This is a genomic window from Haloprofundus halobius (assembly GCF_020097835.1).
GTDB classification, from domain to species: domain Archaea; phylum Halobacteriota; class Halobacteria; order Halobacteriales; family Haloferacaceae; genus Haloprofundus; species Haloprofundus halobius.
In genome coordinates this window covers 771,349-797,464 of the sequence record NZ_CP083666.1, presented here as the reverse complement: position 1 = coordinate 797,464, position 26,116 = coordinate 771,349, and the positions used below count along the sequence as shown (strand labels likewise).

The following is a 26,116-nucleotide window of genomic DNA, read 5'->3' as shown; positions in this document are numbered from 1 at the left end:
GGCCGCACCGCACTCTTGCGTCGTCTGCGCACGCCACGCGACGCAGTCGGCTCTCGGCTACTCCACGACCTGTAGTCCGGCGGCAGCGTTAGACTCGCAATTCACGTTCCGACCCGAGAGTTCGACCAGTCCCATCTCTTCCTCGGGTAACCTCCTGCAAAAATTTCTCTCATCTATGTATAATTATATAGAATATTATCGAAGTAGCTAACTGCTGGCACTAAAATTTAAAAACAATGCACCGAAGAGCATTCATCGGAACGCTGGCCGCGGCGACGACGGTGTCGCTCGGTGACGGTGTAGTCGAGACGGCCGCGGCGGCCGAAACTATCGAACCGCTCGTCTTCGATTCGACGGCGAGCCTTCTCGATTCGAACGACGACGAACTGGCCGACGAGTCGGTCGTCGCCGTCTGGGCCGAAGACACCGCGACGAACAGCGACAGCGACGGCGACGGTGACGGAGTCATCTACGGCGACGAGTCGTCGATTCCGCTCGTCGCCGTCGACGCTGGCGTCGTCGGGTTCGGGTCGATGCTCGTCGAAGACGAGACGAACTGGCAGGCGGGCAACGAGGAGTTCCTCCTCAACGTCTTCGACGCGGAAGTCGGCACGGGGACGGTGCTCTGGGACGAGGGACACGGGCAGTACTACACGCTCTCGAAGTTCTCGCAGTTTCACGCCTACGCCGAGGAGAACGGTTACGACGTGGCGGCGACGACGTCGCTGACCGACGACCTTTCCGACGCCGATGCGGCCGTGGTCACCTCGCCCGGGACCGCGTTCACCGACGAGGAACTCGACGCGCTCTCGACGTTCGTCGACGACGGCGGCACGCTTTTGCTGTTCGACCAGTCCGACTACGGAAACTACGACGAGACGGCGAACCTCAACGACGTCGTCGGCTCCCTCGGTCGCGGGTTCCGCTTCAACGACGACGAAGTCGTCGACGACATCGAAAACGGCGGTCAGCCGTACCAACCGCGAACCGACGAGTTCGGCACCGAGTTCGACTACTTCGCCGCGCGGGAGGGCCTCGGCCTCGACCCCGAGGAGACGTACACCGTCCCCGTCACCGACGTCATCGACGGCGACACGGTGAAAGTCGACCTCGACGGCACCGTCGAGAACATCCGCGTCCTCGGCCTCGACACGCCGGAGACGTCGGGTAACAGCCAGTACGAACAGATCCGCGAGTGGGAGGGTATCGAGGACACGGCGTACCTCGAAGCGTGGGCCGACGAGGCGACGAACTTCGGCGTCGACGAACTCGCAGACGAGACCGTCGACCTCACGTTCGACACCGAGGAACCCACCCGCGACGCGTTCGGTCGCATCCTCGGTTACATCTACTACGACGCCGGCAGCGGCGCGCGCGACACGCTGTACAACCGACGCTGCGTCGAGGAGGGGCTCGCCCGCGTCTACGACTCCGGGTTCTCGAAACACACCGCGTTCAGAGCCGCCGAGGAGGCGGCCCGCAGCGACGGAACCGGTCTCTGGGCGGAGAGCGACCCCGAGGACACCAGCGAAATCCGCAACCGCGCCGTCGACGACCTGTTCTTCCCGAAGGCCGCGAGCGTCCGGACGACGACGGGCGCTGTCGACGACGCCCGTGTCCCGGTGGTCGCCGAGTCGACGGCGACGCAGGAGGGCGGCGACGTCGCCTACGACCGAATCCCGCTCGTCGGCGTCGACGACGACGCCCGCGTCGCCCTCGTCGGCGGCGAACTCGTCGACGAGTCGTACGAGTCCGAGGAGGGGTTCGCCGTCGACACCTCGACGTACGAGAACTTCGTCTTCGTGACCAACCTGCTGGACTCGCTGTCGGCGACTACCGGCGACGTGCTCGTCGACGGGGGCCGCGGCCAGTTCGGCGCGTCGTACGGTCTCTCGGCCGAGGACGCCGCCTACTACCTCCGCTTCCTCGAAGGCGTCGGCATCGGCTTCGAGGGCGTCAACGAGTTCACGGCGGAGACGCTCTCGTCGGCCCGCGCGCTCCTCCTGTCGACGCCCGCCGACGCGCTCTCCGACGAGGAACTCGACGCGCTCTCGTCGTTCCGCGACGACGGTGGGTCGGTCGTCCTCGTCGGCACCGGGTGGACCGGCAGCGAGGGTCGCGACAACCTCAACGCCGTCGCCGACGCCCTCGGCACCGACCTACGGTTGAGCGCCGACCGCGTCACCGACGAGTCGAACAACCTCGACGGCGACGCCGAACTGCCGACGACGACCGCGTTCGACACCTCCTTCGACCTGTTCTCGGCGTACGACGGCTCTTCGTCCGGCGACGACGACGAGAACGGCGAACTCGTCGTCGCCGAGATTCACGAGGACGCCGAGGGCAACGACTACGACAACCTCAACGACGAGTACGTCGTCTTCGAGAACGTCGGCGAGAGCCCGCTCGACCTGACCGACTGGCAGGTCAAAGACGAGGTCGACAAGACGTACACGTTCCCGACGTTCACGCTCGACGCGGGCGCGCAGGTGACGCTGTACACCGGTAGCGGCACCGACACCGACACCGAACTCTACTGGGGCCAGAGCGCCCCGGTGTGGAACAACAGCGGCGACACCGTCTACGTTTACGACGACACCGGCGTGCTGATGATAGCGGAGTCGTACTGAACGGTCCGCGGTACCGAATGGCCCGGTCCACGAACGACGCCTTTTCTTTCCTCTCGTCCCTCTGGCGACGCATGCACGTCGGTCTCGTCGGCTCGGGTCCCGCCGCGGAGTCGCTTCGCGCGGCGTTCGCGGATATCGACGCACAGGTCTCGGAGACGACACCCGGCTCCCTCGCCGACTTCGACTTCGGTGCCGTCGTCGCGCCCGCCGGAAGCGACGCCTTCCCCCGCGCGAACGCCGCCGCCGACCGCTGGGTCGCCGTCGAAATCGGCGGTCTCGGCGGCCGCCCGCTCACGGCTGTCGACGCCGCCGTCTCGCTGTTCGACGCCGACTCCGGCTGCTTCCGCTGCCTCCGCACGCGCGTCGACTCGAACCTCGACGATGGCGCGGTGGCCGACCGACCCCGCGGCGACAGGGCGGCGGTCCGCCTCGCCGGGGCCGTCGCGGGCCGCCGCGCCGTCTCGCTGCTCTCGGGCGACGATATCGCAGGAACCGTGGTCGAACTGCCCGGCCCCGAACGGGAGTACCACCCCGTTCCGGGGTGTGAGTGCGGAGCGTCCGGACCGTCGAGCGCCGTCCGCGACCGGACGCTCTCGCTCGACTACCGCGGCGCCGACCTCGACGACTCGCTCGCTCGCGCCGAACGCGCGCTCGACGACCGCGTCGGACTCGTCCGAACCGTCGGCGAACGCGAGTCGTTTCCCGTCCCGTACTACTTCGCGCAGACCGCCGACACGACCGCGTTCTCCGACGCCCGCGCGGCCGAGTTCGCCGCCGGCGTCGACGCCGACTGGAACCCCGCGTTCATGAAGGCGCTCGGGGAGGCGCTGGAGCGGTACTGCGCGGGCGTCTATCGAGGCCGCGAGTTCGTCACCGCCTCGGAGACGAACCGTGCGAACCCTGTCCCGCCGCGGCGGTTCGTCCGCCCCGACGGGTGGGAGACGGCGAGCAGAGACGAGTCGATTCCGTGGGTGCGAGGAATCGACCTCGACACGGCGGAGACGGTGTCGCTCCCGGCGGAGTTCGTCCAGTTCCCGCCGCCGACCGACCGTCACAAACCCGCAATCACCACGGGTCTCGGCCTCGGGAACTCGACGGTCGAGGCGTGCCTCTCGGGCCTGTACGAGGTGCTCGAACGCGACGCGACGATGCTCGCGTGGTACTCGACGTTCGATCCGCTGGAACTCGTCGTCGACGACGACGGGTTCGAGACGCTGGTCGGCCGGGCACGCGCGGAGTCGTTGGCGGTGACGCCGCTTCTGGTGACGCAGGACGTCGACGTGCCCGTCGTCGCCGTCGCGGTCCATCGAGAGGGTGACCGCGAGGGCGACTGGCCGCGCTTCGCCGTCGGGTCGGGTGCGAATCTGGACGCGGCGGTAGCAGCACGCTCCGCGCTCGCGGAGGCGCTGCAGAACTGGACCGAACTCCGCGCGATGGGTCCCGAGCGGGCGGCCGGCGAGAGCGGTGCCATCGGCGAGTACGCCGATTTCCCGCGAGCGGCGCGTCGGTTCGTCGATGCGACCGGTCGGGTCCGCGCCGCCGACGTGGGGACGGCCGAACTGTCCGGCACCGAGGAACTCGAAACGGTCGTCTCGCGGGCGTCGGCCGCCGGTCTCGACACGTACGCGGCGCGCGTGACGACGCCCGACGTGGCGGCGCTCGGGTTCGAGGCGATCAGAGTGGTCGCGCCGGCGGCGCAACCGCTCTTCACGGGCGAGGCGTTCTTCGGCGAGCGCGCGCGCCGGGTCCCGGCGGACCTCGGATTCGAGGCACGACCGGACGCGCCGTTCCACCCGTATCCGTAGCGAGCAGGTCGAAACTAGGTGTTCCGTCGCGACGGGTCGTCGGCGTTCGAGAGATGCTCGCCGTCGTCGGGGAGTGAATCTGAACCCCAGCTCTGCCCGTCGACGCTCACGCTCGCGGTGCCGCTGGTCTCGTCGAAGACGAGATGCTGGTGCGGGTAGGCAAACTCCAGCGCCGCGTCGGACTCATCGAACAGCGTGTTGACCTGGGTCTGCACCTTCGAGCGGACGGTGAGCATCTTGTACGGCTGTTTCGCCCAGTAGCGGAGCGTGAGGAGGACCCCGTTGTCGGCGAACTCGTCGATGTAGCAGGTCGGTTTCGCCGGGTAGCGGGCGCTACCGATGCGGATGGCGGGGCCCCCCTCAATGACTTCGTCGCAGTTCTGCGCCGCCCGCTCGATGAGTTTCCGAGCGGTGGCGATGTCGGACTCGTAGGTGACTAAGATGCTGAGCGTGAGGCGCGTCCGTTCGTCCTCCGCGGAGTAGTTGATGACGTCGCGCTCGCGCACCGAGGAGTTCGGCAGGACGAGGAACGTGTTGTCGAGGGTGAACATCTTCGTGTACCGGATCGTTATCTCCTCGACGAACCCGCGCTCGCCGGTGTCGAGTTCGATCATGTCGCCGATCTCGTACGGCTGGTCGGCGAGGATGAACAGCCCGTTGATGACGCTGCCGATGATGGGTGCGAGCACGATACCCACCACCGCCGTGAACACCGTGCCGAAGACGAAGATGTCGGGGAACGTGACGTTGTACGCGCCGAGTGCGACGAACACCGAGAGGAGGACGACGACGATGCGGACGCCCGACAGTACCATCTGCGCGACGCTCTGACGGGCGAACCGCTTCGCGACGGGGCGGCCGAGCAACCGAACGACGAGTTTCGAGATGTACACCCCGCCCAGCAGGATGAGCAGCGCGAGTGCGAATCGCCAGCCCGGAATCTGCTGTATCCACTCGGGGACGAGACTCGCGAGGAACTTCCCGAGTCCCTCCGCGGTGCTCTCGGAGCCGTCGGGAGTCCTCGTCGGCGTCTGCTGGAGGACGACCCGCAGAACCGTCGGTACTCGACCCGCTATCATGAGACACGTGACTCAGGCAACGTGAAAAAACGTTGTCCTCCGGCGACAAACGCGGCGAGCCGCACTACCCGGACGCATCTCGGACGTAGCGGTCGTCGGTCACCGACCGCAACGCCGGCCAATCGCTAAATCCTCGCTCGACGGTATCTGATGTATGGCCGCTCCCCGACCGACGTTGGACTTCCGAGTCTCGCACGAAACCGACCCCAGCGAAACGCTTCTCGCGGGTTTTTCGACGTTCGGCCTCGCCGGACTCACCGCCGTCGACTACCTCGTCGACCATCTCGAACTGGAGGAACGCGGCCACATCACCGCGGAGGGCCTGCCCGCAATCACGCCGTTCGAGAACGGCCGGCCGCGACACCACACGCGACTGTTCTCCCGGTCGGACCTCGATCTGACCGTCCTCGTCAGCGAACTGTTCGTTCCGGCGACGGCCGGAAAGTCGTTTTCGGACGCGATTCTCGACTGGACGGAGGCCGCAGGCGTCGAAGAGGTCGCCGTCCTCTCGGGAGTACCGGTTCCGCACGGCCCCGCACAGCACCGCACGTTCTACATCGCCACCGACGACTACCGCGAGTCGCGGTTGGCCGACACGGAGGTACCGCCGATGGGAAACGGCTTCCTGGACGGCACGAACGCGGCGTTCGTCGAACGCGGTCTCTCCTCGTCACTCGGCGTCTGCGTCTACGTCACGCCCGTCCACGCGCAGGTACCCGACGTGGAGGCTGCCCTACGACTGCTCGACGCCGTCGACGAGGTGTACGGCCTCGGCATCGACACCGGACCGCTGGAGGCGTTCGCCGAGCGCGTCCAGCAGTACTACGGCGAACTCGCGGACCGAATCGAAGCGCGCGAGGGGGATACGGCCGAAGACCGGATGTACATGTGAGTCGTGCTGTGGTCTCTGACGCGGAGTTCGTGCTGCTGATCGGACCAGAACGTTGATGTGTAGATGGGTCGAACTTTCGTGCGACCGTACACAACGTGTTTTCGGAACCGCGTGCAACTCGTGTTATAGTAAATCACTTACGTGCGGAGCGTGGTCGATTTATCATGGTCGATGACCTCCGACTCACGATGGAGCGCGTCGGCGAGCGCTTCAACCTCGGCGAGTACGAGATTGACGCGTACCTCGCCGTCTTGGAACACGGGCAACTGACCGCGAGCGAAATCGCCGACCGGACCGACATCCCGCAACCGCGGGTGTACGACACGGTCCGGAGTCTCGCCGACCGCGGGCTCGTCGAACTCCGGGAGTCGCGACCGATGAAGATCGTCGCCGTCGACCCCGAGAACGCCTTCGGTAACTTCCGGGACTCGTTCACAGAGATGGTCGAGGAACTGGGTGCGCGCTACACCGCTCCGGCGCGCGAGACCGAAGCCGTCTCGCTGGTCAAATCGCGGTCGACGATTCTCCGCTACATCGAGGAGATAATCGGCAGCGCGGAGTTCGAACTCGTGCTCTCGCTCACGCCCGATCTGCTCCGGCGCTTCCACGACGACCTGGTCGCGGCGACCGACGACGGCGTCAGCATCGACTTGCTCGTGACGCCCGCCTCGCAAGCGCCCGACCCTGCGGAGTTCGATTACATGGACGTCTGCACCATCGCCCGCAGTCGCCGCGGCATCACGACGCCCGTGCTGGCCGTCGCCGACGGCGAGTACTCCATCTACGCGACGCAGGACGCCCTCCGTGACGACCGGGACCGCTACGGCGTCATCTTCAACCGCTCGGCGCTCGGGTTCCTCGTCTCCGGGTTCTTCGGTACCGTCCTCTGGACCACCGCCGAGACGCTCGAAGCCGACGCGAAGGACCGCCCCTTCCCCCGACGCTACGCCTCGATTCGCCGCGCGGTGAAGGACATCCGCGACCTCGACGGCGACTTCTACGCGACTGTCGAGGGTCGCGACATCGAGACGGGCGACCCCATCGTCGTCGAGGGGAAGGTCGTCGACCTCGCGTTCGAGGACACCGAGGAGGTCGCCTCGCTCGTCGTCGAGACCGACGACGGACCCGTCCGCGTCGGCGGATTGGTCGCGGCGCTGGAAGACATCGAGGGCCAAGATATCCGCATCGGCCGCGAGGAACCGCCGGGGCGCGCCGAGCGACTCCGTGACGGCGCGCAGCGTCACGCCGACGACTGAGTTCCGCCTGCTGCAGACCGTTCGCTCCGCTCAGAACTCGTACAGCAGTTCGTCGCACTTCTCGCAGGCGAGCACCTCGATGTCCGGCGAGTCGTAAACGCCCATCGTCCCGCCGCAGCAGTTTCTCACGGTCGTCTCGGCGACCACGCCGCCGCAGGCGGGACACTCGGGGAGGAACATCCGGAGCGGATTCGCCGCGTGGGCGGCCACCTCGTCGTCGACGTCTCGCGAGCGGAGCGCCCGAACGGCGGCCGTCTCCGAAATCGCCACCGACTCCGAGAGCCACGTCTTCGCGCCGTCGGCTTCGAGCACGACCCACTCGTCGTCGAGTACCCACGTCGCCGCCGCGGGCATCGCGTCGGCGGCGGCCGCGGCGAGCGCCTCGCGGTCGGTAGCGCGGAGGTCGCGCATCTCGGCGGTCCACTCGTCGACGAAGTCGTCGGTGAGAGAGAGTTCGTCGCCGTCGGCGAACACGCCCGCCGCCCCGAGCTCGCGGACGAGCGTCTCGCCGTCGAGTTCGTCGTGGGTCAGCGCGTCCGAGCGGCGGGCATCGGTGTCGTCATCGGCTTCGTCGCCGTCGGTTCCGCTGTCGTTGCCTTCGTCGTCATCGCTACCGACCTCTGCGCCCGACTCGGCTCCTCCGACGCTGTCGCCGAGACTGCCGCTTCGGTCGTCGCCGACGGCGTAGTTCGGGCCGAAGTCGACGGGGAGACGGGAGACCAGTTTGGGCGCGAACGTCGGCGTGAAGGGGACTGCGTAGCCGCGGAAGTAGACGAGGCCGACGCCGACGACGCCAACGAGAAGCGAAAACCCGGAGGAAAACGGTGCGAGAAGCAGGCAAACGACCGAAATAATCGCCGCGTTGACCGCGGTACACGGCCAACAGCGCCGGTCGCCGGTGTACTCGGGTCGCCGAACGGTGTCGAATAGTGACATACTCGTGGGTGGTTGCCGGGGTGACTTGAGGGTTCTGTCGCGCGGCCGCCGGTCGGTTCGCGCCTCGCCGCCGCCTCCACACTTTTGTCGACCGTCACCGAAGGGAACCCATGACGGAGATGGAATACACGAAACTCGGCAACACCGGCCTCGACGTCTCGCGACTCTGCTTGGGGTGCATGAACTTCGGGTCGAACGCGGAGTGGATGATGGACGACGAGGGGGCGAGCATCGAACTCATCCACCGCGCGCTCGACCTCGGTATCAACTTCCTCGACACGGCGAACGTCTACTCGCGCGGCGAGAGCGAGGAGATAGTCGGCAAAGCCATCGAGGGGCGCAACCGCGACGAACTCGTCATCGCGACGAAGGTGTTCGGCGAGATGGGCGACTACCCCAACGGTCAGGGACTCTCCCGGAAGCACATCCTCGACCAGGCCGAGGCGAGTTTAGAGCGATTGGGAACCGACTACATCGACCTCTACCAGATTCACCGCTGGGACGACGAGACGCCCATCGAGGAGACGCTCTCCGCGCTGAGTCATCTCGTCGAGACGGGGAAAGTTCGCTACATCGGCGCGAGCACGATGACCTCGTACCAGTTCACGAAGGCGCTGTACACGAGCGACATCGAGGACTACGAGCGCTTCACCTGCATGCAACCGGAGTACAACGCGGTGGACCGCCACGAGGAGGCGAACCTCCTCCCGGTGTGCGAGGGTGAAGGCATCGGCGTCATCCCGTGGTCGCCGCTGGCGGGCGGGTTCCTGACCGGGAAGTACGAGCGCGACGGGGACATCGAGGAGGGACTCCGCGCGGATACCGACGAGTACACGCGCGAGCGCTTCACCGACGAGAACTGGACGGTACTCGACGAGATTCGCACCATCGCCGACGAGAAGGGTTCGACGGCCGCACAGGTGAGCCTCGCGTGGTTACTGCACAAACCCGTCGTCACCGCGCCCATCATCGGTCCACGGAGTGTCGACCACCTCGAAGAGAACGTCGCGTCGCTCGACGTGGACCTGACGGAGGGCGAAATCGAGCGAATCGAGTCGCCGAAGACCCCGCGGTGGCCCGCACCCGGGAAGAACTGAACGAGACCCTAACTCTCGGAATACCGAGATTGATTCAATTCCACCCTACGTTAACGACGTCGAAAACCGCTGTTTCGAGCCCGCTAAACCGCGGAATCGTCGTGACAAGTAATTCACTACAACGGACGTAGTAACTGTGCCGAAAGTATAAATGAGTCCTCTGCTAAAAAGACAAACTGTAATGGTTGATGCTGACCCACGCGACCGACCGAAGCGACGAAGTAGCATATCTCGACGACGATTCGTGCAGGCCGCCGGTGCCTCCGGCGTGGCCATGGGGCTGGCCGGCTGTATCCAGAGCCAGGACGACGGCGGCGACGGTGGCGGCAACGGCAGCGGGGGGAACAACACCAGCGAGCAGCTCGACCCCGAAGGCGTCGAGGGCGACATCACCGTTCAGTGGGCGGCCGACTCCCGCGTCGCAGACAACTCCGACCGAATCGTCGAGGCGCTTCGAAGCGCCGGACTGCCGGACAACATCTCCGTCGACATCCTCGCCGGTTCGCAGGTCACCGACGACCGCCAGTCGCAGTACCAGACGTGGCTCAACTCCGGTCAGGAGGAGCCGACGCTCCTGATGACCGACAGCGGGTGGACGATCCCGTTCATCGTCCGCGACCAGTTGCAGAACCTCGGCCAGTCGCTGCCGAGCGAGATGACCTCGCAGGTCGAAGACAACTACTTCGGCGCGAGCGTCGAGACCGCGAAACATCCCGACTCCGGCGACCTCTACGCGATTCCGCTGTTCCCCGACTTCCCGACAGTGCTCTACCGGAAGGACCTCGTCGAGGAAGCGGGCTACGACCCGGAGGGCCAGAACTGGGCGACCGAGTCGATGACGTGGAAGGACTTCAACAACATGGTCGCCGACACGATGGAGCAGACGAACACGGAGATGGGGTTCACCTTCCAGGCGGACGCCTACGAGGGGCTCTCCTGCTGTGACTTCAACGAGTTCATCACCGGCTGGGGCGGCGCGTACTTCGGCGACCACGACAACCTGTTCGGACCCGTCGGCGACCGACCCATCACCGTCAACGAGGAGCCCGTCCTGCAGTCTATCCGGATGGTTCGGACGTTCATCCACGGGCAGGACGACGAGCACTCCCTCGAAGGCTACCGGGACATCTCGCCGGAGGCCGTCCTCCAGTGGGCCGAGGACCCCTCGAAAGCGCCGTTCGACAACGGCAACGCGGTCGCCCACCGCAACTGGCCGTACGCCATCGTCGAGAACGGCGAGGAGGAGAACTACGGCGAGGACCTCGGCGTGATGCCCATCCCGTACGCCGTGACGCCGGACGAAGCCGAGTACGAGGGAACCGGCGGTCCGTCCGCCGCGCTCGGCGGGTGGCACATCTCGCTGAACCCGAACTCGGGCACCGAGCAGAAGAACGCGGCCGCGGCCATCATCCAGACGATGATGACCGACGAGTTCAACCTCGCCATGTTCGAGGTTCTCGGGTGGATCCCGCCGAAGCCGGAGCTGCTCAACTCCGACCGCGCGGCGGAGGTCCCGGTCATCGGTCGCTACCTCGAACAGCTTCGCGTCGCCGGTGAGAACGCGGTGCCGCGACCGGTCACGGCCGTCTGGTCCCAGCAGTCCGACCAGATCTCTTCGGAGGTGAACTCCACGTACGCTCAGCAGAAATCGCCCGAGGACGCGATGTCGAGCCTGGAGTCCACGCTCGAACAGATCGAACAGAACGCCTAAGCGTCTGCTCCCAAACTTAGTACTTGTTACCAATGGCCACAGAACAGGAGTCTCAGGGGGCTGTCCGCGACGGCTCACGGTCCGGTCCGTACGTCGCTGCGGTCCGCTGGATGGAGAACTTAAGCGATACGGCGTACGCGTACTTACTGCTCGTACCGGCGCTGTTACTGCTGCTGGTAATCGCAGTATACCCGCTCGTCTCGACGTTCTGGATGTCACTGTTCGCCGACGCGCTGTCGGGTTCGGCTAACCTCGGTCAGTTCGTCGGGATCACTAACTACGTTGAACTCCTGACGAACCAGCGAAGCTACGCGCTCCCGTCGGCGTTCGTACCGACGTCGCTGACCCCGAACGGTATCTTCGCGAGCGCGCTCGGCGTGACGCTCGTCTTCACCCTCGTGAGCGTCTTCTTCGAGACGATCATCGGCTTCGGGCAGGCGCTCGTTCTCGACCAGGACTTCCGCGGCCGACGCTGGGTTCGGGTCGCGATCATCATCCCGTGGGCGGTGCCTATCGTCATCCAGGGGATGATCTTCTACCTGCTGTTCCAGCCCGGTATCGGTTTCCTCGTCGGGACCAACGACCAGCCGACGCTGCTCAACCAGTTGACGTGGATCGGGACGACGCCGCTGGCGAACACGGTGGACGCGACGACCATCATCATCGTCGCCGACATCTGGAAGACGTCGGCGTTCATGGCGCTTCTCATCCTCGCCGGTCTGCAGAGCATCGACCGCTCGCTGTACGACGTCGCGAAGGTCGCCGGCGCGTCGAAGTGGCAGCAGTTCAAGATGATCACGATGCCGCTCATCCTGCCGACGGTGCTGGTCGCCATGCTGTTCCGCACCATCGCGGCGATGCGCGTCTACGGTATCATCGAGACGACGTCGGCTTGTACGACGGTACCGTCGCTGTCGTGTCTGGTCGTCACGAGTTTCAATCAACGCGCGTACGGGACTGCGGCGTCCGTCGCGTTCATCACAGCCGCAATCATCGGCATCGCGGTGTCCGTCTACATCGTGAAGTTCGCCGACGCCGAAGGAGGTGGATTCTAATATGGGAAGTGAACCACAGACCACTGACTCGAAGACCAAGATCGGCGGGGACGACCGCGAACTGAAGCGTGGCCCGTTCAGCCGGTGGGTCAGCAGTTCGATAAAGAACCCCGAGCGGACGTACCGCGGGTTGTTCTACATCCTGACGGCGTTCTTCCTGCTCACGACGCTGTTCCCGTTCTACTGGCTACTCGTGCTGGCGCTGACGCCGCCGCGGTCGCTGCAGAACGTCGGACTCTACCCGCCGGGCGGCGCGTTCAACATCGAATCGTTCGTCGTCGTGTTCCAGCGCGTGCCGTTCCACATCTTCATGTTCAACAGCTTCGTGCTCGGCATCCTGACGACGGTCATCGTCCTGTTGCTGGCGAGTCTAGCGGGCTACGTCTTCGGTCGACTCCGGTTCCCCGGACGCGGGCCGTTGATGCTCGGTATCCTCGCCATCTCGTACTTCCCGCCGGCGGCGTTCCTGCTGCCGCTGTACGACCTGTTCACGGGGAACGTCGCGGTCGCGATTCCCGGGACGGAGCTCGCCGTCGCCTTCCCGGAACTGTACAACACGCCCGGGGCGATGGTGCTGCCGTTCAGCGCGCTGTTCATGCCGCTGTCCATCTTCATCCTCACGACCTTCTACGGGCAGATTCCCGACGGGTTGGAGGACGCCGCCCGCGTCGAAGGGACGACGCGACTCGGCGCGCTGTTCCGCGTCATCGTCCCGCTGTCGGCGCCCGGCGTGGCGACGGCGGGCGTGCTCACGTTCATCAGCGTCTACAACGAGTTCTTCTTCTCGTTCCTGATGAACAACGGCGAACCCGGAAGCTGGGCCCCGCTCGTCGCGGGTATCATCGGCTTGCAGGGACAGTACGACACGCCGTACCACCTGATGGCGGCGGCGAGCATCATCGGCGTGCTACCGGTGGCTATTCTGGTCATCGTCGCACAGGAGAAAATCGTCAGCGGCCTCACGGCCGGGGCACTCAAGGAGTAACATCATGGGAGACGTCAAACTCGAACACGTAACGAAACGGTACGAAGACGTAACGGCGGTCGACGACATGAACATGCACGTCCACGACGGGGAGTTCGTCTGCCTCGTCGGCCCCTCGGGGTGCGGGAAGTCGACGACCATGGAGATGGTCGCCGGTCTCACCATCCCGACGGAGGGGACCATCTACATCGGCGACAGAGAGGTGACGAACCTCCCGCCGAAGGACCGCGGGGTGGCGATGGTGTTCCAGAACATCGCGCTGTTCCCGCACATGGACGTGTACGACAACATCAGCTTCGGTCTTCGACTCCGCGACTACGAGAAAGAGGAGATAGACCGGCGCGTCGAGCGCGCCTCCGACATCGTCCAACTGGAGGGGATGCTCGACCGTATGCCCGACGAGATGTCCGGCGGCCAGCGCCAGCGCGTCGCCATCGCCCGCGCTATCGTCCGGAACCCCGACGTGTTCCTGATGGACGAGCCGCTGGCGAACCTCGACGCGAAGCTTCGCGTCCACATGCGGACGGAGCTCCAGCGCCTGCACAAGGAACTGGACACGACGATCATCTACGTCACGCACGATCAGGCAGAGGCGATGACGATGTCGGACCGCATCGCCGTCATCGACAGCGGCCAACTCCAGCAGATCGACCCGCCGCTGGAGTGCTACAACGAACCCGACAACCTGTTCGTCGCGGGCTTTATCGGCTCGCCGGCGATGAACTTCCTCGACGGTACCGTCACCCAGCAGGGCTTCGAACACGACACCGGCGTCGCTGTCGAGTTCGACCCCGCCCAGATGGACGTCGAAGTCGGCCAGGAGGTGACCCTCGGCGTCCGCCCCGAGGACGTCTACCCGGTCGACGTGTCCGGTTCGGTCTCGCATCCGTCGATGACCATCGAGACGACGACCGACGTCCTCGAACCGATGGGTGACGAGATATTCGTCTACCTGCTGTTGGACGACAACGGGGACGGGTCGAGCATGGACATGAACGCCGCCCAGCAGAACCAACTGCTGATGAGCGTCGACCCCGACAGCGAGATCGAGGAGGACCAGGAGTTCGAAGTCGTCTTAGACCGGAGCAGGATTCACCTCTTCGACACCGCGTCGGGGAAGGCGATTCAGCACGGACTGGTCAAGATGACGAGTACCGAAGGCGTGACGGAGACCGAAGCCGAAAGCGACGACTGAACTCCACAGATGGTCAACGAACTCGGACTGCTGTACATCGGGGGGGTGACGATCCTGTTCTTCTTCTGGGCGTACGGCATCGTGTCGTTCGTTCTGGATCTGAAGAACATCATCATCCCGAAGGGGCGGCAGTTTCTGCGCGGAAGACGCCGGATGAAGGAGGAACAGAAGCGCGAAGAAGAGCGGGAAGAACGCGAGCGTCAGCTGTACTGACCACGCACGGAACGTGACGCTTAACACCCGTTGTAGTAAACGGGCAGTAGAGAATGACTTCGGACACGCCAGTACGGGTCGGGGTAATCGGCCTCGGTAACATCGGCCATTACCACGCCGACCGTTTGACGGATTTGGGCGCGACGCTCGTCGGTGGAATGGACATTCAGGCGGACGCCCGCCGACGCTTCGCGGAGAAGTACGGCGTCGACGCCTACGACGACAAGCAGGAACTGTTCGGCGACGTCGACGCGGTCATCGTCACGACGCCAAACCGGTTCCACGAGGAGTACGCCGTCGCGGCGCTCGAAGCCGGTATCGACGTGCTGTTGGAGAAACCGCTGGCGCACAACTTGGAGAGCGCAGAGCGCATCGCCGCCGCCGCCGCGGAGTCGGAGGCGATCTGCCTGGTCGGCTTCAACAACCGCTTCGCGAACCCCGTCGAAGTCATCAAGAGCTACCAGAAAGACGGCGAGTTCGGCGAGATGCAACACGTCGAGGCGAACTACGTCCGTCGCCGCGGTATCCCCGGCCGCGGTTCGTGGTTCACCTCGAAGGATATCGCCGGCGGCGGCGCGCTCATCGACATCGGCGTCCACGCCATCGACCTCGCGCTCTACTTTCTGGACTTCCCCGACATCGTCGAAGTCTCCGGAGTCACGCGCTCGCAGTTCGGCAACCAGGACGACTACGCGTTCGTCGAGATGTGGGGCGAGGATATCGGTCCGGAGGGGTTCGACGTCGACGACTCCGCGAGCGCGTTCATCCGCTCGGCGGACGGCCAGACCATCTCGCTCGAAGTCGCGTGGGCGACGAACCGACCGACGAACGACGAGTTCATCCTCCGCGGCTCGGAGGCCGGTGCGCGCTTCGACCGCGCGAGCCACGAACTGACCCTCTACGAGACGAGCAAAGACGGCACCGACCACCTCCGCGACACCGACATCCAGACGCAGGCCAACGACACTCACAAGTCCGAACAGCGCCTGTTCCTCGAAGCCGTCGCCACCGGAGAGAAACCCGAGCGGAACACCGTCGAACAGGGACTGGCCGTCCAGCGTGTCATCGACGCCATCTACCGCTCCTCGGCGGAGGGGACGGCGGTTCAACTCGACGCCGAACCCGAGGCGACGCCCGAACTCGACTGAGTCGACCACTCCGACGCGGAGGCGTGTGCTCACGGCGTGTCTGTTTCTGTGCTCAGCGCACCGCGCGTGGAACGCCGTTCGACGGTACCCGAACGGTCACGACTGACTCCGACCGCACCTCCCTGCTTCCTGAAGTTTTATCGACGCCCTGAATGTAACAACAGGCATGGACATCGGAGTACTCACTGTCCCCCTCGGCGGCCAGTCGCTCGAAGAAGCGGTCGACTACCTCGGCGGTATCGGCGTCTCCGCGGTCGAACTCGGCGTCGGCGGGTTCCCCGGCGAGACCCACGTCGACCGACGGGAACTGCTCGACGACGAGAGCGCCCGCGAGGAGCTGCGCGAGCTCCTCGACGACCACGGGATGTACATCAGCGCGCTCGCGACGCACAACAACCCCCTGCACCCCGACGAGGAGACGGCAGACGAAGCCGACACCGAACTCCGCGAGGCCATCGAACTCGCCGACGCCCTCGACGTCGACGCCGTCACCTGTTTCTCGGGGCTGCCCGCCGGCGGTCCGGACGACGAGGTGCCGAACTGGATCACCGCGCCGTGGCCGAACGAGCACGCCGACGCCCACGAGTACCAGTGGGACGTCGCCACCGACTACTGGTCGGGGCTCTCGAACCACGCCGCCGATCACGGCGTCCAGATAGCCATCGAGATGCACCCGAACATGCTCGTCTACGAGCCGACGGGGATGCTGCGTCTCCGCGAGGCGACGAACCAGTACGTCGGCGCGAACTTCGACCCCTCGCACCTCTACTGGCAGGGCATCGACGTGCTCGCCGCGATTCGATATCTCGGCGAGGCGGGTGCCATCCACCACGTCCACGCGAAGGACACCCGCGTCTACGAGGACCGCTCGCGAATCAAGGGCGTTCTCGACACCGCGCCGTACACCGACGAACCGGACCGCTCGTGGCTGTTCCGCACTGTCGGCTACGGCCACGGCGAGGAACACTGGAAGGATATCGTCTCGACGCTGCGGATGGTCGGCTACGACGGCGCGCTCTCCATCGAACACGAGGACTCGCTCACCTCGTCGCAGGAGGGACTGGAGAAGGCGGTCGAACTGCTGCAGCGTTCCGTGTTCGAGACGACGCCCGGCGAAGCGCACTGGGTCTGAGGCCGGACGCGACCCTCAGAGCAGGCTCGGCAGTTTTTCGGGATACAGCGTCTCACCGTCCTCGGTAAACGCCGACAGTGGCTTCCACAAACAGTCGAACTCCTCGCCGGTCTCCGGTTCGTAGCCCGTGAAGGAGTCCATCTGGTAAGGCCACTGCTGGACGAGCTCCGCGCCGTAGACGCGGTGAACTTCGTGGCACTCCTCGCCGTCGGCGGTGAACACGTCCTCGAACGTGCCGAGTTCGTGAACCCGCGTCAGTTCGACCTCTAACTCCTCACGGAACTCGCGGCGAAGCGTGTCGACGCTGTGTTCGCCGAACTCGACGCCGCCGCCGAGCGGTCGGTAGAACGTCCCCGACTCCTCGGACTGGCTCTCGAAGACGAGCAGTTCGTCGTCGCGGCGGACGACGCCGAGGGCGACGACGCGGATCGAGGTCTCGTTGGCTGTTCGCACGCTCTCGAGCGGGGCGTCGTCGACCGACGGAGCCCCGTCGGCGGCGGAGTCGGTGGAGGGTCGTCCGTTCATGCGCCGAGAAAGGCCCACCCTCGCAAGAAAGTAGCGAATATGAAACCCTAAGCCGCCGCCGCGTGAAGGGGGAACATGGCTCTGACAGTCGGCATGCTCGGCTACCGGTTCATGGGACAGGCTCACTCGAACGCGCTGGCGCGGCTCCCGATGTTCTTCCCGGACGCGCCCGAGGTGGTCCGCCACACGCTCGTCGGCCGCGACGAGGAGGCGCTGGCGGACGCCGCCGACCGCTTCGGCTTCGAGCACACGGCCACCGACTGGGAGGACGTCGTCGACGAAGTGGACGTGTTCTACAACCTCGGGCCGAACCACCTCCACGCCGACCCCTCCATCGCGGCGCTGGAGGCGGGCGCGCACGTCTTCTGCGAGAAACCGCTCGCGCCGACACTGGAGGAGGCCGAGCGGATGCGCGCCGCCGCCGCCGACGCCTCGGGCGTCGCCGGATGCGCGTTCAACTACAGGTTCATTCCCGCTATCCAGTACGCGAAAAAGCTCATCGACGACGGCGAACTCGGGGAGATTCGCCACGTCGACGGCCGGTACATGCAGGACTGGCTCGCCGACCCAGACGCGCCGTGGGCGTGGCGGATGGACAAAGAGCTCGCCGGTAGCGGCGCGCTCGGCGACCTCGGCGCGCACACGGTCGACCTCGCGCGCTTCCTCGTCGGCGAGCAGGCGGGCGACATCGCCGAGGTGAGCGGCCACCTCCGGACGTTCGTCGACGAGCGTCCCGTTCCCGGCGAAGACGAGACGCGACCAGTCACGGTCGACGACGCCTACACCGCCGAAGCCGGGTTCGAGAACGGCGCGATGGGGACGTTCGAGGCGTCCCGCGTCGCCACCGGCCACAAGAACGACCACACGATTCGCGTCCACGGTTCGGAGGGAAGTCTCAAATTCTCGCTCGAACGCATCAACGAGCTAGAGCTGCTGAGAGAGGGCAACCGCGGCTACGAGACTGTCCTCGTCACCGACGAGGACGACCCCTACGTCGAACACTGGTGGCCGCCGGGCCACGTCCTCGGGTGGGAGCACACGTTCGTCCACGAGAACTACGAGTTCCTCTCCGCCGCGGATTCGGGCGACGAGTTCCACCCGTCGTTCGAGGACGCCTACGAGGTCCAGCGGGTGCTCGACGCCATCGAGCGGAGCGACGAGAGCGGCGAGCGCATCGCGCTCGACTGAGCGGTCGAGCGCTTTCGTTCAGTAGTACCGCGTCTGCTCGTCGGTGATGACCTCGTCGATGAGCGAGACGGGTGTCGCGTCGTAGGCGGGGTTGTCGATACTGAACCCTTCGGCGGGTTCGAGCATCACTTCTGACGGTGAGCGGAACTCGTTCTCGAAGCGGAAACCGTCCTCGATTATCTTCGCGCCGGAGCCGACGATAGTAACGGGAACGCCGACTTCGTTGGCCGCCGCGACCATCGGGAACGTGCCGACGCGGTTGTACAGCACGTCGTCGACGATGCAGTCCATCCCGATGACGACGCGGTCGCACTCCTCCATGACGTAGCCCGACGCGCCGTCGACGATGAGATGGGCGTCGACGCGGTCCATCGCCGCGAGCGTGCGCGCCGTCTTGCGTCCCAGATAGCGGGGCCGTGCCTCCGTCGCGTACGCGGTGAGTTCGACACCGCCTCGCACGGCGGTCTCGACGGCTTCGAGCACGGTCGAGGAGTAGTCGTGCGTGAGAAACGTCTCGCCGTCCGCGAACGTCTCGGCGGCGGTGTCGGCCGCGCGGCGCTTGCCGCGCTCGACGTCCTCGACGACGCGCTCGATCGTCTCTTTCGTCCGCTCTTTCGCCTCGTCGACCGTGTCGCTCTCGCCGACGACGCTCTGGGTGACCTCGTGCATCGCGTTGTACAGCGAGGCGTGCGAGGGGTTCGCTCGCCGGAGCGCCCCGGCGTTGCGTTCGAGGTCGCGCTCGTACTCTTCGAGCGTCGCGAACTCGCGGTCGAGCAGTTCCAACAGCGCCCGCGTTGCCTTGACGGCGACGACGGAGGAACTGTGGGTCTGCATCTCCCGGATTTCCTCGACCGTCTCGTCTATCATACTCGAACGTCTGGCCCCTCGGAGCAAAGAGTTTCCGGGAGGTGGAGGGTGGGTCCGTCGCGACCCGTCGCACTCGCGGAGCGCCGTTCCGCCGCGAGACACAAGTGTCCGCGACCCCTACCGGACGCGATGAGTTTCACCGTCACCTACTACTGTCCGCACTGCGAGACGCTCGTCGAACTCGAACGCGACGAGTATCTCGCGGACAAGGCAGTCACGCCGTACCCACTCGAAGAGTGGGAGTACGCGACCCCCGACGACGCCTACGAGGACGCCGACGGGGTCGAACTCGTCTGCGGCGAGAGCGGCGCCCCGTCGGTGACGTTCAGACCGAAAGGGTGGATTCCCGGTCGAGGCAACGATACGAGCGACGACCGCGGGGACGGGGGAGGCGACGGAAACGACGACGGCCAAATCGGCTGTGGCCGAGCGTTCTATCTCAGCTACGTCAAATACGCCGGCGGCGAGGAACTCGACCCGCGCCGCCCCCCGGAGTTCGTCGATATCGGCGGAGACGGCCCGACGAGGCCGCGAGGCCCCGCCGAACCGGGCGGACCGGGTGACTTCCGACGCTGACCTGTCTGACGCGGGTACCTAATCTATTGGGCAATGGTCGTATCCCCTCGGAGGTTGTCTTTCAGAGTACGATGGATTCCCGAAACCCGAAACGTCGGGCCACCCGACGCCCTCCACGCGACAAACAGAGGGTTACGAACGAGCACGCCGCCGAGTCGACCGACGCGGAAGTGACGTGTGCGTTCGACGAGGTAGACGGAGAGGAGTCGCTGGTCGTCGCCGACATCGCTCGCGACGACGCGTGGCTCTCGATGAGCGCGTCCGCATGTGTCGCAGTCGACGCTTGGCGGTGAGTGTTCATGTCCGAAACACAGTCCAGAGATTACAGTCGCATCTGTTCGAATCTCGAACGCCTGAACTCGCGCGTCAGTATCCCGTCGCGCGAGAACTCGCCCGAACCCGCCCGGTACGACTGAGCGGGTCGCCGTAGACGGGGCGAGTCGGCGAGCGCCGATTATCAACCTTTGATGTTGCAGACCGGATAGGTTCGCGCGACTTTGTCGCCGATGCCCAGCGCGTCGGAGACGCGGACGACTTCGTCGACGTCCTTGTAGACGCCCGGAGCCTCCTCGGCGACGGTCGCGCCGCTCTGAGCCTTCACGTAGATTCTGTTCTGGTCGCGCAGTTCGGTCTGTACCGTCTCGCCCCAGTACTCCTTTTTCGCGCGAGTCCGACTCATCACCCGACCCGCGCCGTGCGCCGTCGACCCGAACGATAGCGACAGCGACTCCTCGCCGCCGCGCAGCACGTAGCTTCCCGCGCCCATGCTTCCGGGGATGATGACGGGTTGGCCGACGTCGCGGTACGCCTTCGGAACTTCCGGACGGCCCGCCGGGAACGCCCGCGTTGCTCCTTTCCGGTGGACGTACAGTTCGCGTTCCTCGCCGTCTACGTCGTGGATTTCTTTCTTCGCGATGTTGTGCGCGACGTCGTAGAGCAGGTGCATCTCCATCGCCTCCCAGTCGCGGTCGAACACGCGCTCGAACACCTCGCGCGTCCGGTGCATCACCAGTTGTCGATTGACCCACGCGAAGTTGATGGCGGCGCACATCGCGCCGTAGTACGCCTCGGCCAGTTCGCTTCCGGCGGGCGCGGCGGCGAGTTCCTTGTCGGGCAGTTGCGCGAGTAGGTCGCCGTGACGCTTCTCTATCTGCCGGAGGTAGTCGTTGCACACTTGGTGGCCGAGGCCGCGGCTCCCGCAGTGGATGAGGACGACTACCTGGTCCGCTGCGAGTCCGTACGCCTCGGCGACGTCCGCGCGGAACACGTCGGTGACGCGCTGAACCTCCAGAAAGTGGTTGCCGGAGCCGAGACTTCCCAACTGATTTTTCCCCCTGTCCTTCGCCTTCCGGGACACCGCGTCGGCGTCGGCGTCCGGGCGCCGCCCCTCGTCCTCGCAGTGCACCAGGTCGTCTTCGACGGCGTACCCCGCTTCGAGCGCCCAGTCGACGCCGCGTTCGAGCACCGAATTCACCGTCTCGACGCCGGATTCGACGACACCGCCGCCGCCCAGCCCGGAGGGAATCGTCCGGAACAGCGCGTCGACGAGTTCCTCCTCGCGCCCCTGCAGGTCGTCGTAGGAGAGGCTAGTATTCATCATTCTAACGCCGCAGTTAATGTCGTATCCCACCGCTCCGGGCGAGATACAGCCGTTTTGCGCGTCGGTCGCGCCAACGCCGCCGACGGGGAAGCCGTAGCCCTGGTGGCCGTCGGGCATGCAGAGCGCGTGTTTCGTCATCCCCGGCAGGTGCGTCGCGTTCTTCAGTTGCTGAAGCGTCTTGTCGTCGCCGATCTGTTCGAGTAGCTCCTCGCTGGCGAGAACGCGGGCGGGGACCCGCATCCCGCCCTCCCGCGGAATCTCCCAGACGTACTCCCGAACCCGTTCGAGACGGATGCCGTCGAACTCGCGCGTCGTCATGTGGTACCGTAGCACTAGCGTGCGTGAATACGTTGTCCCAAGTCGACTCCGCCGACCGTTCGTCGGCCGTGAGTGTCCGGCTAACGTCGGTCTCAGTCGGCGGCGACGCCCCGTTCCGAGCGCGTCTCCCGCGCCACCCAGGCGTCGAACGAGAACGGCCCGCCGCCGGTGACCAGCAGCGCCGAGACGAGACCGAACAACGAGATGTGCGCCAGCACGGGGTCGTCCGGGAGTCCGAACAGCGTCGTCGTGAAGAGGCCGAACGCGACGAGCGACGAGGCGCGAGTGAACGCACCGAACAGTAGTGCGAGGCCCACGACGGCCTCGGCGAGTCCCGCGCCGACGACCCACAGTTCCGGAATGACCGGGACGACGGCGGTGAGGTCGTACTTCTCGACGACGGCGAGCGCCTCAACGGGGTTCATCAGCTTCTGCGTCACCCCGAGATAGATGAACGACAGCCCCATCCCGACGCGTAGAATCGTCGGGACGAACGGCCGGTACGGCGTGATACGTCGCTCGAAGGGGACGGCGACGCGGCGATAGAAGGGGTCGACGCGCGAGTACAGCGTCCGGTCGTCGTCGGCCATCCGCGCGATGAGTTGGTCGGCGCTCGGCCGCCCCCCGCCGACCAGCACGATGGCGAGAAACGCCGGAACGTACTCGGACGCCAGGAGGAGCTCCGGGCGGAACGTCAGGCCGACGAGGTAGCCGAGGAGACCGACGACGGCCGCGAGTCGGGTCGCTAGTCCAAAGAGGAGCAGAAAGCCGACGGCGACGCCGAACAGGCGGGTCGGTGCGGGAACCAGCGGCGTGAAGAAGTAGCCCGCGAAGCCCGCGCCGACGAGCGGGAGGCCGACGCTCAGGCGGAGCAGCCACGGCACCAGGTCGCGGTAGTCGTCCATCACGGCGCGGAACGCGCGCACGTCGGCGTCGGCGGGTCGGTAGCGGAGATACCCCGCGGCGGCGACGACTACCCCAGTACCAGTCCCCAGAATCAGTACGAGACTCAGCGGGTCAGACGCGACGGTCGCCAGCAGTCGGACGACGTTGCCCGCGCCGCCGCCGTCGACGACGTACTTCACGTGTGCGCTCGCTACACCGGACGTAGCCAGCAGTACGACGGTTGCGAACACCGCTTTGAGTGTGCGGCGCCTCATATCTGAAACTCCGAATCGAGCGCTTCTAAATCCTACGTGCGTGCTCGTTTTCGACAGAAATCGAAACGAACGTCCGTGACGGTTTCGAGCGTCGACGCTCGAATCCAGCCCACCCGCGTCGGAAAATCGATCGAATCCGGCTCACACGTCGAAGACGACGTACGCGCGCCAGCCGTCGGCCGTCTCCGAGAGGTCCATCTCCGAGTACGTCACCGCCTTCACCTCGCGCGCGCCGAGACCGGCGAGCGGGACCCCCCGCGCGCTGGCGCCGACGACCCACTCGTCGCCGTTGCCGTCACGGTGGATCGTCGCGCGGTTATCGACGGGGAGGACCTCCCGTACGTCGCGTTCGTAGATAAGTTCGTCTAAGTAGTCGAACAGCGCCGCCTCACGGCTCTCGGCGCGGATTTCGAGCGAGAAGCGCTCACCATCGTCGGGAACGGAGTCGGCCATGGCCGCCGCGAGGCCGTCGGCGACGGCGGCGAAGACGGCGTCGAGCGTCGATCCCTCCGCGGCGACGGCGACATCGGCGGTGTGCGCGCGCAGTTCGTAGCTCATCTGTGTACGCTCGTCAGCCGACGTATTACTCGCTGTCGTCGGGACGGTTGACGACGCTTCGAGATTCGTCGTGGTCGGGCCGCCCGGTATCGGCCTCCGACTTGTTCTCCGTGTTCGACTGCGTGTCGCCGTTCGAGGGATCTGCGTTCGTGAGGTCCGCGTTCTCGCCGTCGTCTATCGCCGAGAGGTTCCGCAGTTGGTTCTCGGAGAGACCGACGTCCGTCTGCGACGCCGGGCCGATGGCGACACCGCTCGTCACGATAGCGCGGACGCCCTCCTCGACGGTCATCTCGACGTTGTGGACCTTCGACTCGGGGACGTGGACGAGGTGACCACCCATTACCGGGTTCGGAGCCAGCGGGAGGAACATCGTCAGCATCCCCTCGTGGTCGGTGGCGTCGGTGAGTCGCGGCGGCGTCTCCGTGGTGACGAAGCCCAGCGTGTAGACGTCGTCGTCAGGGAACTCGACCAGTTTCACGTCGCGGAAGTTCTGCACGTCGCTCTCCAGCACCACGTCGCTCATCTGTCGGAAACTGTCGTACACCGCGCCGACGCCGGGGACTGACCCGAGGACGGCGTCGAAGTAGTCGACGGCGCGTTCGCCGTACTTCGAGCCCTCGACGACGAACCCGACGAAGAGAACGAACCCGAACAGCACGACGGGCGTGAGCAGTTCGATGGCCAACTCCCTGTCGACGTACTGTGCGGTCGGGACGCTCGACGTCCACGGAAGTTGCATGAGAACGTCCGAAAGGAGGTCGAGATACTCCGAGACGGCGTTGAGCGCCACCATGAACACGACGAGCGTGATGACGAGCGGAATCACGACCGCGACGCCGGAGACGATAGCGTCTCTCACCCGTGTCTCTATCGTCCGCTTGACGTGGCGTTCGGCGCCCGGACGGGACTCGTCCATACGACTCCACACGCTAGTGCGTCACTAAAGAACTTCTTCAGCAAACTGTCAGACGCTGATGAAGGTCGTTCGGGACGGTGGACTTATAACTACCTCTATACTACGGTGTGGTAGTGAGCGTCAACGTCGAACTGCGCGTCGACGAGCCGGGGCGGTCCGACCACGGGGAGGACGCCTGGGCGTTGAAGGAGCGCATCCGCGAGCGAGAGGGTGTGTTGAAGCAGCAACGCGGCTTCTTCATGGACGCGTACCGACGTTCGAAGACGCACCTGTTCTACGAGGACGAGCGACTCGTCGGATTCGTCTCGACGCGGCGAGACGGCTACATTCTCTTTCTGGCCGTCGCCCCCGAAGTCCGCGGCGAGGGCTACGGTCAGCGTCTGGTTGCGACGGTGGCCGACGAACACCGGACGGTCACCTGCCACGCGCGGACGACGAACACAGCCGCCCTCGACTTCTACGAGCACATCGGCTTCGAGATAACCCGCCGCATCGACAACTACTACGAGGACGGCGGCAACGCCTACTACCTCAGAATCGGCGAAAACGGCGGTCTGCGCGAGAAATTCTCGGATTTGGTTCGTCGGTGAGTTCGGCTCTCCGACGGCGTGCGACGACCCCGACGAGCCACGGACCGAGACGAACCGCGACACGGAGCCGCGGTTTCGACGTTGTATCCGGTATTTTTAATAGTGAAACCGGTGGCGTACAGGGTATGAGCGGACGACCCCTCGACGTACTCGAGGCATCCCTGAACGAGCCAGTCACCGTGCAACTGAAGGATGGAACGTCCTACTTCGGGACGTTGGCGGGCTACGACCAGCACATGAACGTCGTGCTCGAGGAGAGCCTCGGCGACGACGACGACGCGCTCGTCGGTGGCCTCGACGTTGAGGAAGTCGAAGACACAACGATTATACGCGGCGATAACGTGGTCACGATAACAGCATGACGGGAGCAGGAACCCCGAGTCAGGGCAAGAAGAACAAGACGACGCACGTCAAGTGCCGTCGCTGCGGCGAGAAATCCTACCACGTGAAGAAGAAGGTCTGTTCGTCCTGCGGCTTCGGCAAGTCGGCGAAACGTCGCGAGTACGCGTGGCAGTCGAAAGCGGGCGAGTAACTCTCCGCTTCCTGCGACGTTCTTTCTCTCTCAGAAACTCCTTCGGAGCGACGGCGTCTTCGATTCCCGGCGGTTCCGGAACGACTCGACGATTCGACTTCCTGCCACCTGCGGTGGCTCCGGTAGTGACCGTCTCCGTGTCGAGAAAATAC

At 65.5% G+C, this 26,116-nt stretch carries 26 protein-coding genes; 18 read left to right on the top strand and 8 right to left on the bottom strand.

What is annotated here, in order from left to right; translation table 11 throughout:
* Positions 1-236: 236 nt before the first annotated feature.
* Both LAQ74_RS04270 and LAQ74_RS04265 read left to right on the top strand, forming a co-directional pair.
* Positions 237-2,630 (top strand): DUF4350 domain-containing protein, encoded by a 2,394-nt coding sequence (locus tag LAQ74_RS04270; RefSeq protein ID WP_224335412.1) that lies wholly within the window; start codon positions 237-239, stop codon positions 2,628-2,630.
* A gap of 71 nt (positions 2,631-2,701) precedes the next feature.
* Positions 2,702-4,435: a YcaO-like family protein gene (locus LAQ74_RS04265; protein WP_224335410.1), complete on the top strand. Its 1,734-nt coding sequence runs from the start codon at positions 2,702-2,704 to the stop codon at positions 4,433-4,435.
* 14 nt (positions 4,436-4,449) lie between these two features.
* Here the strand turns inward: LAQ74_RS04265 and LAQ74_RS04260 are convergent, their stop codons facing one another.
* Positions 4,450-5,514, bottom strand: a complete 1,065-nt coding sequence (locus LAQ74_RS04260) for a mechanosensitive ion channel family protein (RefSeq protein ID WP_224335408.1) — start codon at positions 5,512-5,514, stop codon at positions 4,450-4,452.
* A 154-nt stretch (positions 5,515-5,668) separates the two neighbouring features.
* Here LAQ74_RS04260 and LAQ74_RS04255 point away from each other — a divergent pair, with 154 nt between their 5' ends.
* Together LAQ74_RS04255 and trmB are read left to right on the top strand one after the other, a co-directional pair.
* Positions 5,669-6,406 carry a proteasome assembly chaperone family protein gene (locus LAQ74_RS04255; protein WP_224335406.1) on the top strand — a complete coding sequence of 246 codons (738 nt, stop codon included), beginning with the start codon at positions 5,669-5,671 and terminating at the stop codon, positions 6,404-6,406.
* Between the two features lie 164 nt (positions 6,407-6,570).
* On the top strand, positions 6,571-7,662 hold the full coding sequence (gene trmB / locus LAQ74_RS04250) for an HTH-type sugar sensing transcriptional regulator TrmB (protein WP_224335404.1): 1,092 nt from the start codon (positions 6,571-6,573) through the stop codon (positions 7,660-7,662).
* Positions 7,663-7,692: 30 nt separating this feature from the next.
* Here trmB and LAQ74_RS04245 read toward each other — a convergent pair whose 3' ends face one another.
* On the bottom strand, positions 7,693-8,598 hold the full coding sequence (locus tag LAQ74_RS04245; RefSeq protein ID WP_224335403.1) for a DUF8054 domain-containing protein: 906 nt from the start codon (positions 8,596-8,598) through the stop codon (positions 7,693-7,695).
* Positions 8,599-8,708: 110 nt separating this feature from the next.
* On the opposite strand from LAQ74_RS04245, the gene LAQ74_RS04240 reads away from it, so the two are divergent.
* The 8 genes from LAQ74_RS04240 to LAQ74_RS04205 all read left to right on the top strand — a co-directional run bounded on the left by LAQ74_RS04240 (position 8,709) and on the right by LAQ74_RS04205 (position 17,134).
* The gene (locus tag LAQ74_RS04240; protein WP_425498508.1) at positions 8,709-9,695 is read left to right on the top strand and encodes an aldo/keto reductase; all 987 of its coding nucleotides are present in this window, start codon (positions 8,709-8,711) and stop codon (positions 9,693-9,695) included.
* Between the two features lie 181 nt (positions 9,696-9,876).
* Positions 9,877-11,406, top strand: a complete 1,530-nt coding sequence (locus tag LAQ74_RS04235) for an extracellular solute-binding protein (protein ID WP_224335401.1) — start codon at positions 9,877-9,879, stop codon at positions 11,404-11,406.
* Between the two features lie 110 nt (positions 11,407-11,516).
* Positions 11,517-12,461, top strand: coding sequence for a carbohydrate ABC transporter permease (locus tag LAQ74_RS04230; RefSeq protein WP_224337376.1), 945 nt, complete (start codon positions 11,517-11,519; stop codon positions 12,459-12,461).
* Position 12,462: 1 nt separating this feature from the next.
* Entirely contained in the window at positions 12,463-13,446 is a 984-nt protein-coding gene (locus LAQ74_RS04225; protein WP_224335397.1) for a carbohydrate ABC transporter permease, read from the top strand.
* 4 nt (positions 13,447-13,450) lie between these two features.
* Positions 13,451-14,641, top strand: coding sequence for an ABC transporter ATP-binding protein (locus tag LAQ74_RS04220; protein ID WP_224335396.1), 1,191 nt, complete (start codon positions 13,451-13,453; stop codon positions 14,639-14,641).
* Positions 14,642-14,650: 9 nt separating this feature from the next.
* Positions 14,651-14,854, top strand: coding sequence for a DUF8005 family protein (locus LAQ74_RS04215; RefSeq protein WP_224335395.1), 204 nt, complete (start codon positions 14,651-14,653; stop codon positions 14,852-14,854).
* Between the two features lie 53 nt (positions 14,855-14,907).
* On the top strand, positions 14,908-16,002 hold the full coding sequence (locus LAQ74_RS04210; protein WP_224335394.1) for a Gfo/Idh/MocA family protein: 1,095 nt from the start codon (positions 14,908-14,910) through the stop codon (positions 16,000-16,002).
* Positions 16,003-16,168: 166 nt separating this feature from the next.
* Positions 16,169-17,134 carry a sugar phosphate isomerase/epimerase family protein gene (locus tag LAQ74_RS04205; RefSeq protein ID WP_224335392.1) on the top strand — a complete coding sequence of 322 codons (966 nt, stop codon included), beginning with the start codon at positions 16,169-16,171 and terminating at the stop codon, positions 17,132-17,134.
* Between the two features lie 15 nt (positions 17,135-17,149).
* Here LAQ74_RS04205 and LAQ74_RS04200 read toward each other — a convergent pair whose 3' ends face one another.
* Complete coding sequence (locus tag LAQ74_RS04200; protein WP_224335390.1) at positions 17,150-17,659, bottom strand: NUDIX hydrolase; 510 nt, start codon at positions 17,657-17,659, stop codon at positions 17,150-17,152.
* Between the two features lie 75 nt (positions 17,660-17,734).
* Here LAQ74_RS04200 and LAQ74_RS04195 point away from each other — a divergent pair, with 75 nt between their 5' ends.
* Entirely contained in the window at positions 17,735-18,847 is a 1,113-nt protein-coding gene (locus LAQ74_RS04195) for a Gfo/Idh/MocA family protein (protein ID WP_224335387.1), read from the top strand.
* An 18-nt stretch (positions 18,848-18,865) separates the two neighbouring features.
* Here LAQ74_RS04195 and LAQ74_RS04190 read toward each other — a convergent pair whose 3' ends face one another.
* Complete coding sequence (locus LAQ74_RS04190) at positions 18,866-19,714, bottom strand: eIF2B alpha/beta/delta subunit family protein (protein WP_224335384.1); 849 nt, start codon at positions 19,712-19,714, stop codon at positions 18,866-18,868.
* Between the two features lie 129 nt (positions 19,715-19,843).
* On the opposite strand from LAQ74_RS04190, the gene LAQ74_RS04185 reads away from it, so the two are divergent.
* Positions 19,844-20,290 (top strand): DUF7969 family protein, encoded by a 447-nt coding sequence (locus LAQ74_RS04185; protein WP_224335382.1) that lies wholly within the window; start codon positions 19,844-19,846, stop codon positions 20,288-20,290.
* Positions 20,291-20,361: 71 nt separating this feature from the next.
* Positions 20,362-20,583 carry a DUF7556 family protein gene (locus tag LAQ74_RS04180; RefSeq protein ID WP_224335380.1) on the top strand — a complete coding sequence of 74 codons (222 nt, stop codon included), beginning with the start codon at positions 20,362-20,364 and terminating at the stop codon, positions 20,581-20,583.
* Positions 20,584-20,747: 164 nt separating this feature from the next.
* Here the strand turns inward: LAQ74_RS04180 and LAQ74_RS04175 are convergent, their stop codons facing one another.
* The 4 genes from LAQ74_RS04175 to LAQ74_RS04160 all read right to left on the bottom strand — a co-directional run bounded on the left by LAQ74_RS04175 (position 20,748) and on the right by LAQ74_RS04160 (position 24,842).
* Positions 20,748-22,208, bottom strand: coding sequence for an RtcB family protein (locus LAQ74_RS04175; protein ID WP_224335377.1), 1,461 nt, complete (start codon positions 22,206-22,208; stop codon positions 20,748-20,750).
* A 92-nt stretch (positions 22,209-22,300) separates the two neighbouring features.
* Entirely contained in the window at positions 22,301-23,368 is a 1,068-nt protein-coding gene (locus LAQ74_RS04170) for a DoxX family protein (protein WP_224335376.1), read from the bottom strand.
* Positions 23,369-23,509: 141 nt separating this feature from the next.
* Entirely contained in the window at positions 23,510-23,926 is a 417-nt protein-coding gene (locus LAQ74_RS04165; RefSeq protein WP_224335374.1) for an archease, read from the bottom strand.
* 25 nt (positions 23,927-23,951) lie between these two features.
* Complete coding sequence (locus tag LAQ74_RS04160; RefSeq protein ID WP_224335371.1) at positions 23,952-24,842, bottom strand: DUF502 domain-containing protein; 891 nt, start codon at positions 24,840-24,842, stop codon at positions 23,952-23,954.
* A 113-nt stretch (positions 24,843-24,955) separates the two neighbouring features.
* On the opposite strand from LAQ74_RS04160, the gene LAQ74_RS04155 reads away from it, so the two are divergent.
* From LAQ74_RS04155 to LAQ74_RS04145, 3 genes are all read left to right on the top strand, one after another.
* Positions 24,956-25,432: a GNAT family N-acetyltransferase gene (locus tag LAQ74_RS04155; protein WP_224335369.1), complete on the top strand. Its 477-nt coding sequence runs from the start codon at positions 24,956-24,958 to the stop codon at positions 25,430-25,432.
* Positions 25,433-25,557: 125 nt separating this feature from the next.
* Entirely contained in the window at positions 25,558-25,794 is a 237-nt protein-coding gene (locus LAQ74_RS04150) for an LSM domain-containing protein (RefSeq protein WP_224335362.1), read from the top strand.
* Positions 25,791-25,964: a 50S ribosomal protein L37e gene (locus LAQ74_RS04145; RefSeq protein WP_117595117.1), complete on the top strand. Its 174-nt coding sequence runs from the start codon at positions 25,791-25,793 to the stop codon at positions 25,962-25,964. Before LAQ74_RS04150 ends, LAQ74_RS04145 begins: the two co-directional genes overlap by 4 nt.
* The last annotated feature ends 152 nt before the right edge of the window (positions 25,965-26,116 follow it).

Coding starts and splice junctions, on each gene's coding strand:
- LAQ74_RS04245 (WP_224335403.1), bottom strand. CDS start 8,598: ATGTCACTATTCGACACCGTTCGGCGACCCGAGTACACCGGCGACCGG.
- LAQ74_RS04215 (WP_224335395.1), top strand. CDS start 14,651: ATGGTCAACGAACTCGGACTGCTGTACATCGGGGGGGTGACGATCCTG.
- LAQ74_RS04260 (WP_224335408.1), bottom strand. CDS start 5,514: ATGATAGCGGGTCGAGTACCGACGGTTCTGCGGGTCGTCCTCCAGCAG.
- LAQ74_RS04265 (WP_224335410.1), top strand. CDS start 2,702: ATGCACGTCGGTCTCGTCGGCTCGGGTCCCGCCGCGGAGTCGCTTCGC.
- LAQ74_RS04190 (WP_224335384.1), bottom strand. CDS start 19,714: ATGATAGACGAGACGGTCGAGGAAATCCGGGAGATGCAGACCCACAGT.
- LAQ74_RS04205 (WP_224335392.1), top strand. CDS start 16,169: ATGGACATCGGAGTACTCACTGTCCCCCTCGGCGGCCAGTCGCTCGAA.
- trmB (WP_224335404.1), top strand. CDS start 6,571: ATGGTCGATGACCTCCGACTCACGATGGAGCGCGTCGGCGAGCGCTTC.
- LAQ74_RS04195 (WP_224335387.1), top strand. CDS start 17,735: ATGGCTCTGACAGTCGGCATGCTCGGCTACCGGTTCATGGGACAGGCT.
- LAQ74_RS04240 (WP_425498508.1), top strand. CDS start 8,709: ATGACGGAGATGGAATACACGAAACTCGGCAACACCGGCCTCGACGTC.
- LAQ74_RS04200 (WP_224335390.1), bottom strand. CDS start 17,659: ATGAACGGACGACCCTCCACCGACTCCGCCGCCGACGGGGCTCCGTCG.
- LAQ74_RS04225 (WP_224335397.1), top strand. CDS start 12,463: ATGGGAAGTGAACCACAGACCACTGACTCGAAGACCAAGATCGGCGGG.
- LAQ74_RS04185 (WP_224335382.1), top strand. CDS start 19,844: ATGAGTTTCACCGTCACCTACTACTGTCCGCACTGCGAGACGCTCGTC.
- LAQ74_RS04145 (WP_117595117.1), top strand. CDS start 25,791: ATGACGGGAGCAGGAACCCCGAGTCAGGGCAAGAAGAACAAGACGACG.
- LAQ74_RS04210 (WP_224335394.1), top strand. CDS start 14,908: ATGACTTCGGACACGCCAGTACGGGTCGGGGTAATCGGCCTCGGTAAC.
- LAQ74_RS04235 (WP_224335401.1), top strand. CDS start 9,877: ATGGTTGATGCTGACCCACGCGACCGACCGAAGCGACGAAGTAGCATA.
- LAQ74_RS04160 (WP_224335371.1), bottom strand. CDS start 24,842: ATGGACGAGTCCCGTCCGGGCGCCGAACGCCACGTCAAGCGGACGATA.
- LAQ74_RS04270 (WP_224335412.1), top strand. CDS start 237: ATGCACCGAAGAGCATTCATCGGAACGCTGGCCGCGGCGACGACGGTG.
- LAQ74_RS04175 (WP_224335377.1), bottom strand. CDS start 22,208: ATGACGACGCGCGAGTTCGACGGCATCCGTCTCGAACGGGTTCGGGAG.
- LAQ74_RS04165 (WP_224335374.1), bottom strand. CDS start 23,926: ATGAGCTACGAACTGCGCGCGCACACCGCCGATGTCGCCGTCGCCGCG.
- LAQ74_RS04255 (WP_224335406.1), top strand. CDS start 5,669: ATGGCCGCTCCCCGACCGACGTTGGACTTCCGAGTCTCGCACGAAACC.
- LAQ74_RS04220 (WP_224335396.1), top strand. CDS start 13,451: ATGGGAGACGTCAAACTCGAACACGTAACGAAACGGTACGAAGACGTA.
- LAQ74_RS04150 (WP_224335362.1), top strand. CDS start 25,558: ATGAGCGGACGACCCCTCGACGTACTCGAGGCATCCCTGAACGAGCCA.
- LAQ74_RS04170 (WP_224335376.1), bottom strand. CDS start 23,368: ATGAGGCGCCGCACACTCAAAGCGGTGTTCGCAACCGTCGTACTGCTG.
- LAQ74_RS04180 (WP_224335380.1), top strand. CDS start 20,362: ATGGATTCCCGAAACCCGAAACGTCGGGCCACCCGACGCCCTCCACGC.
- LAQ74_RS04230 (WP_224337376.1), top strand. CDS start 11,517: ATGGAGAACTTAAGCGATACGGCGTACGCGTACTTACTGCTCGTACCG.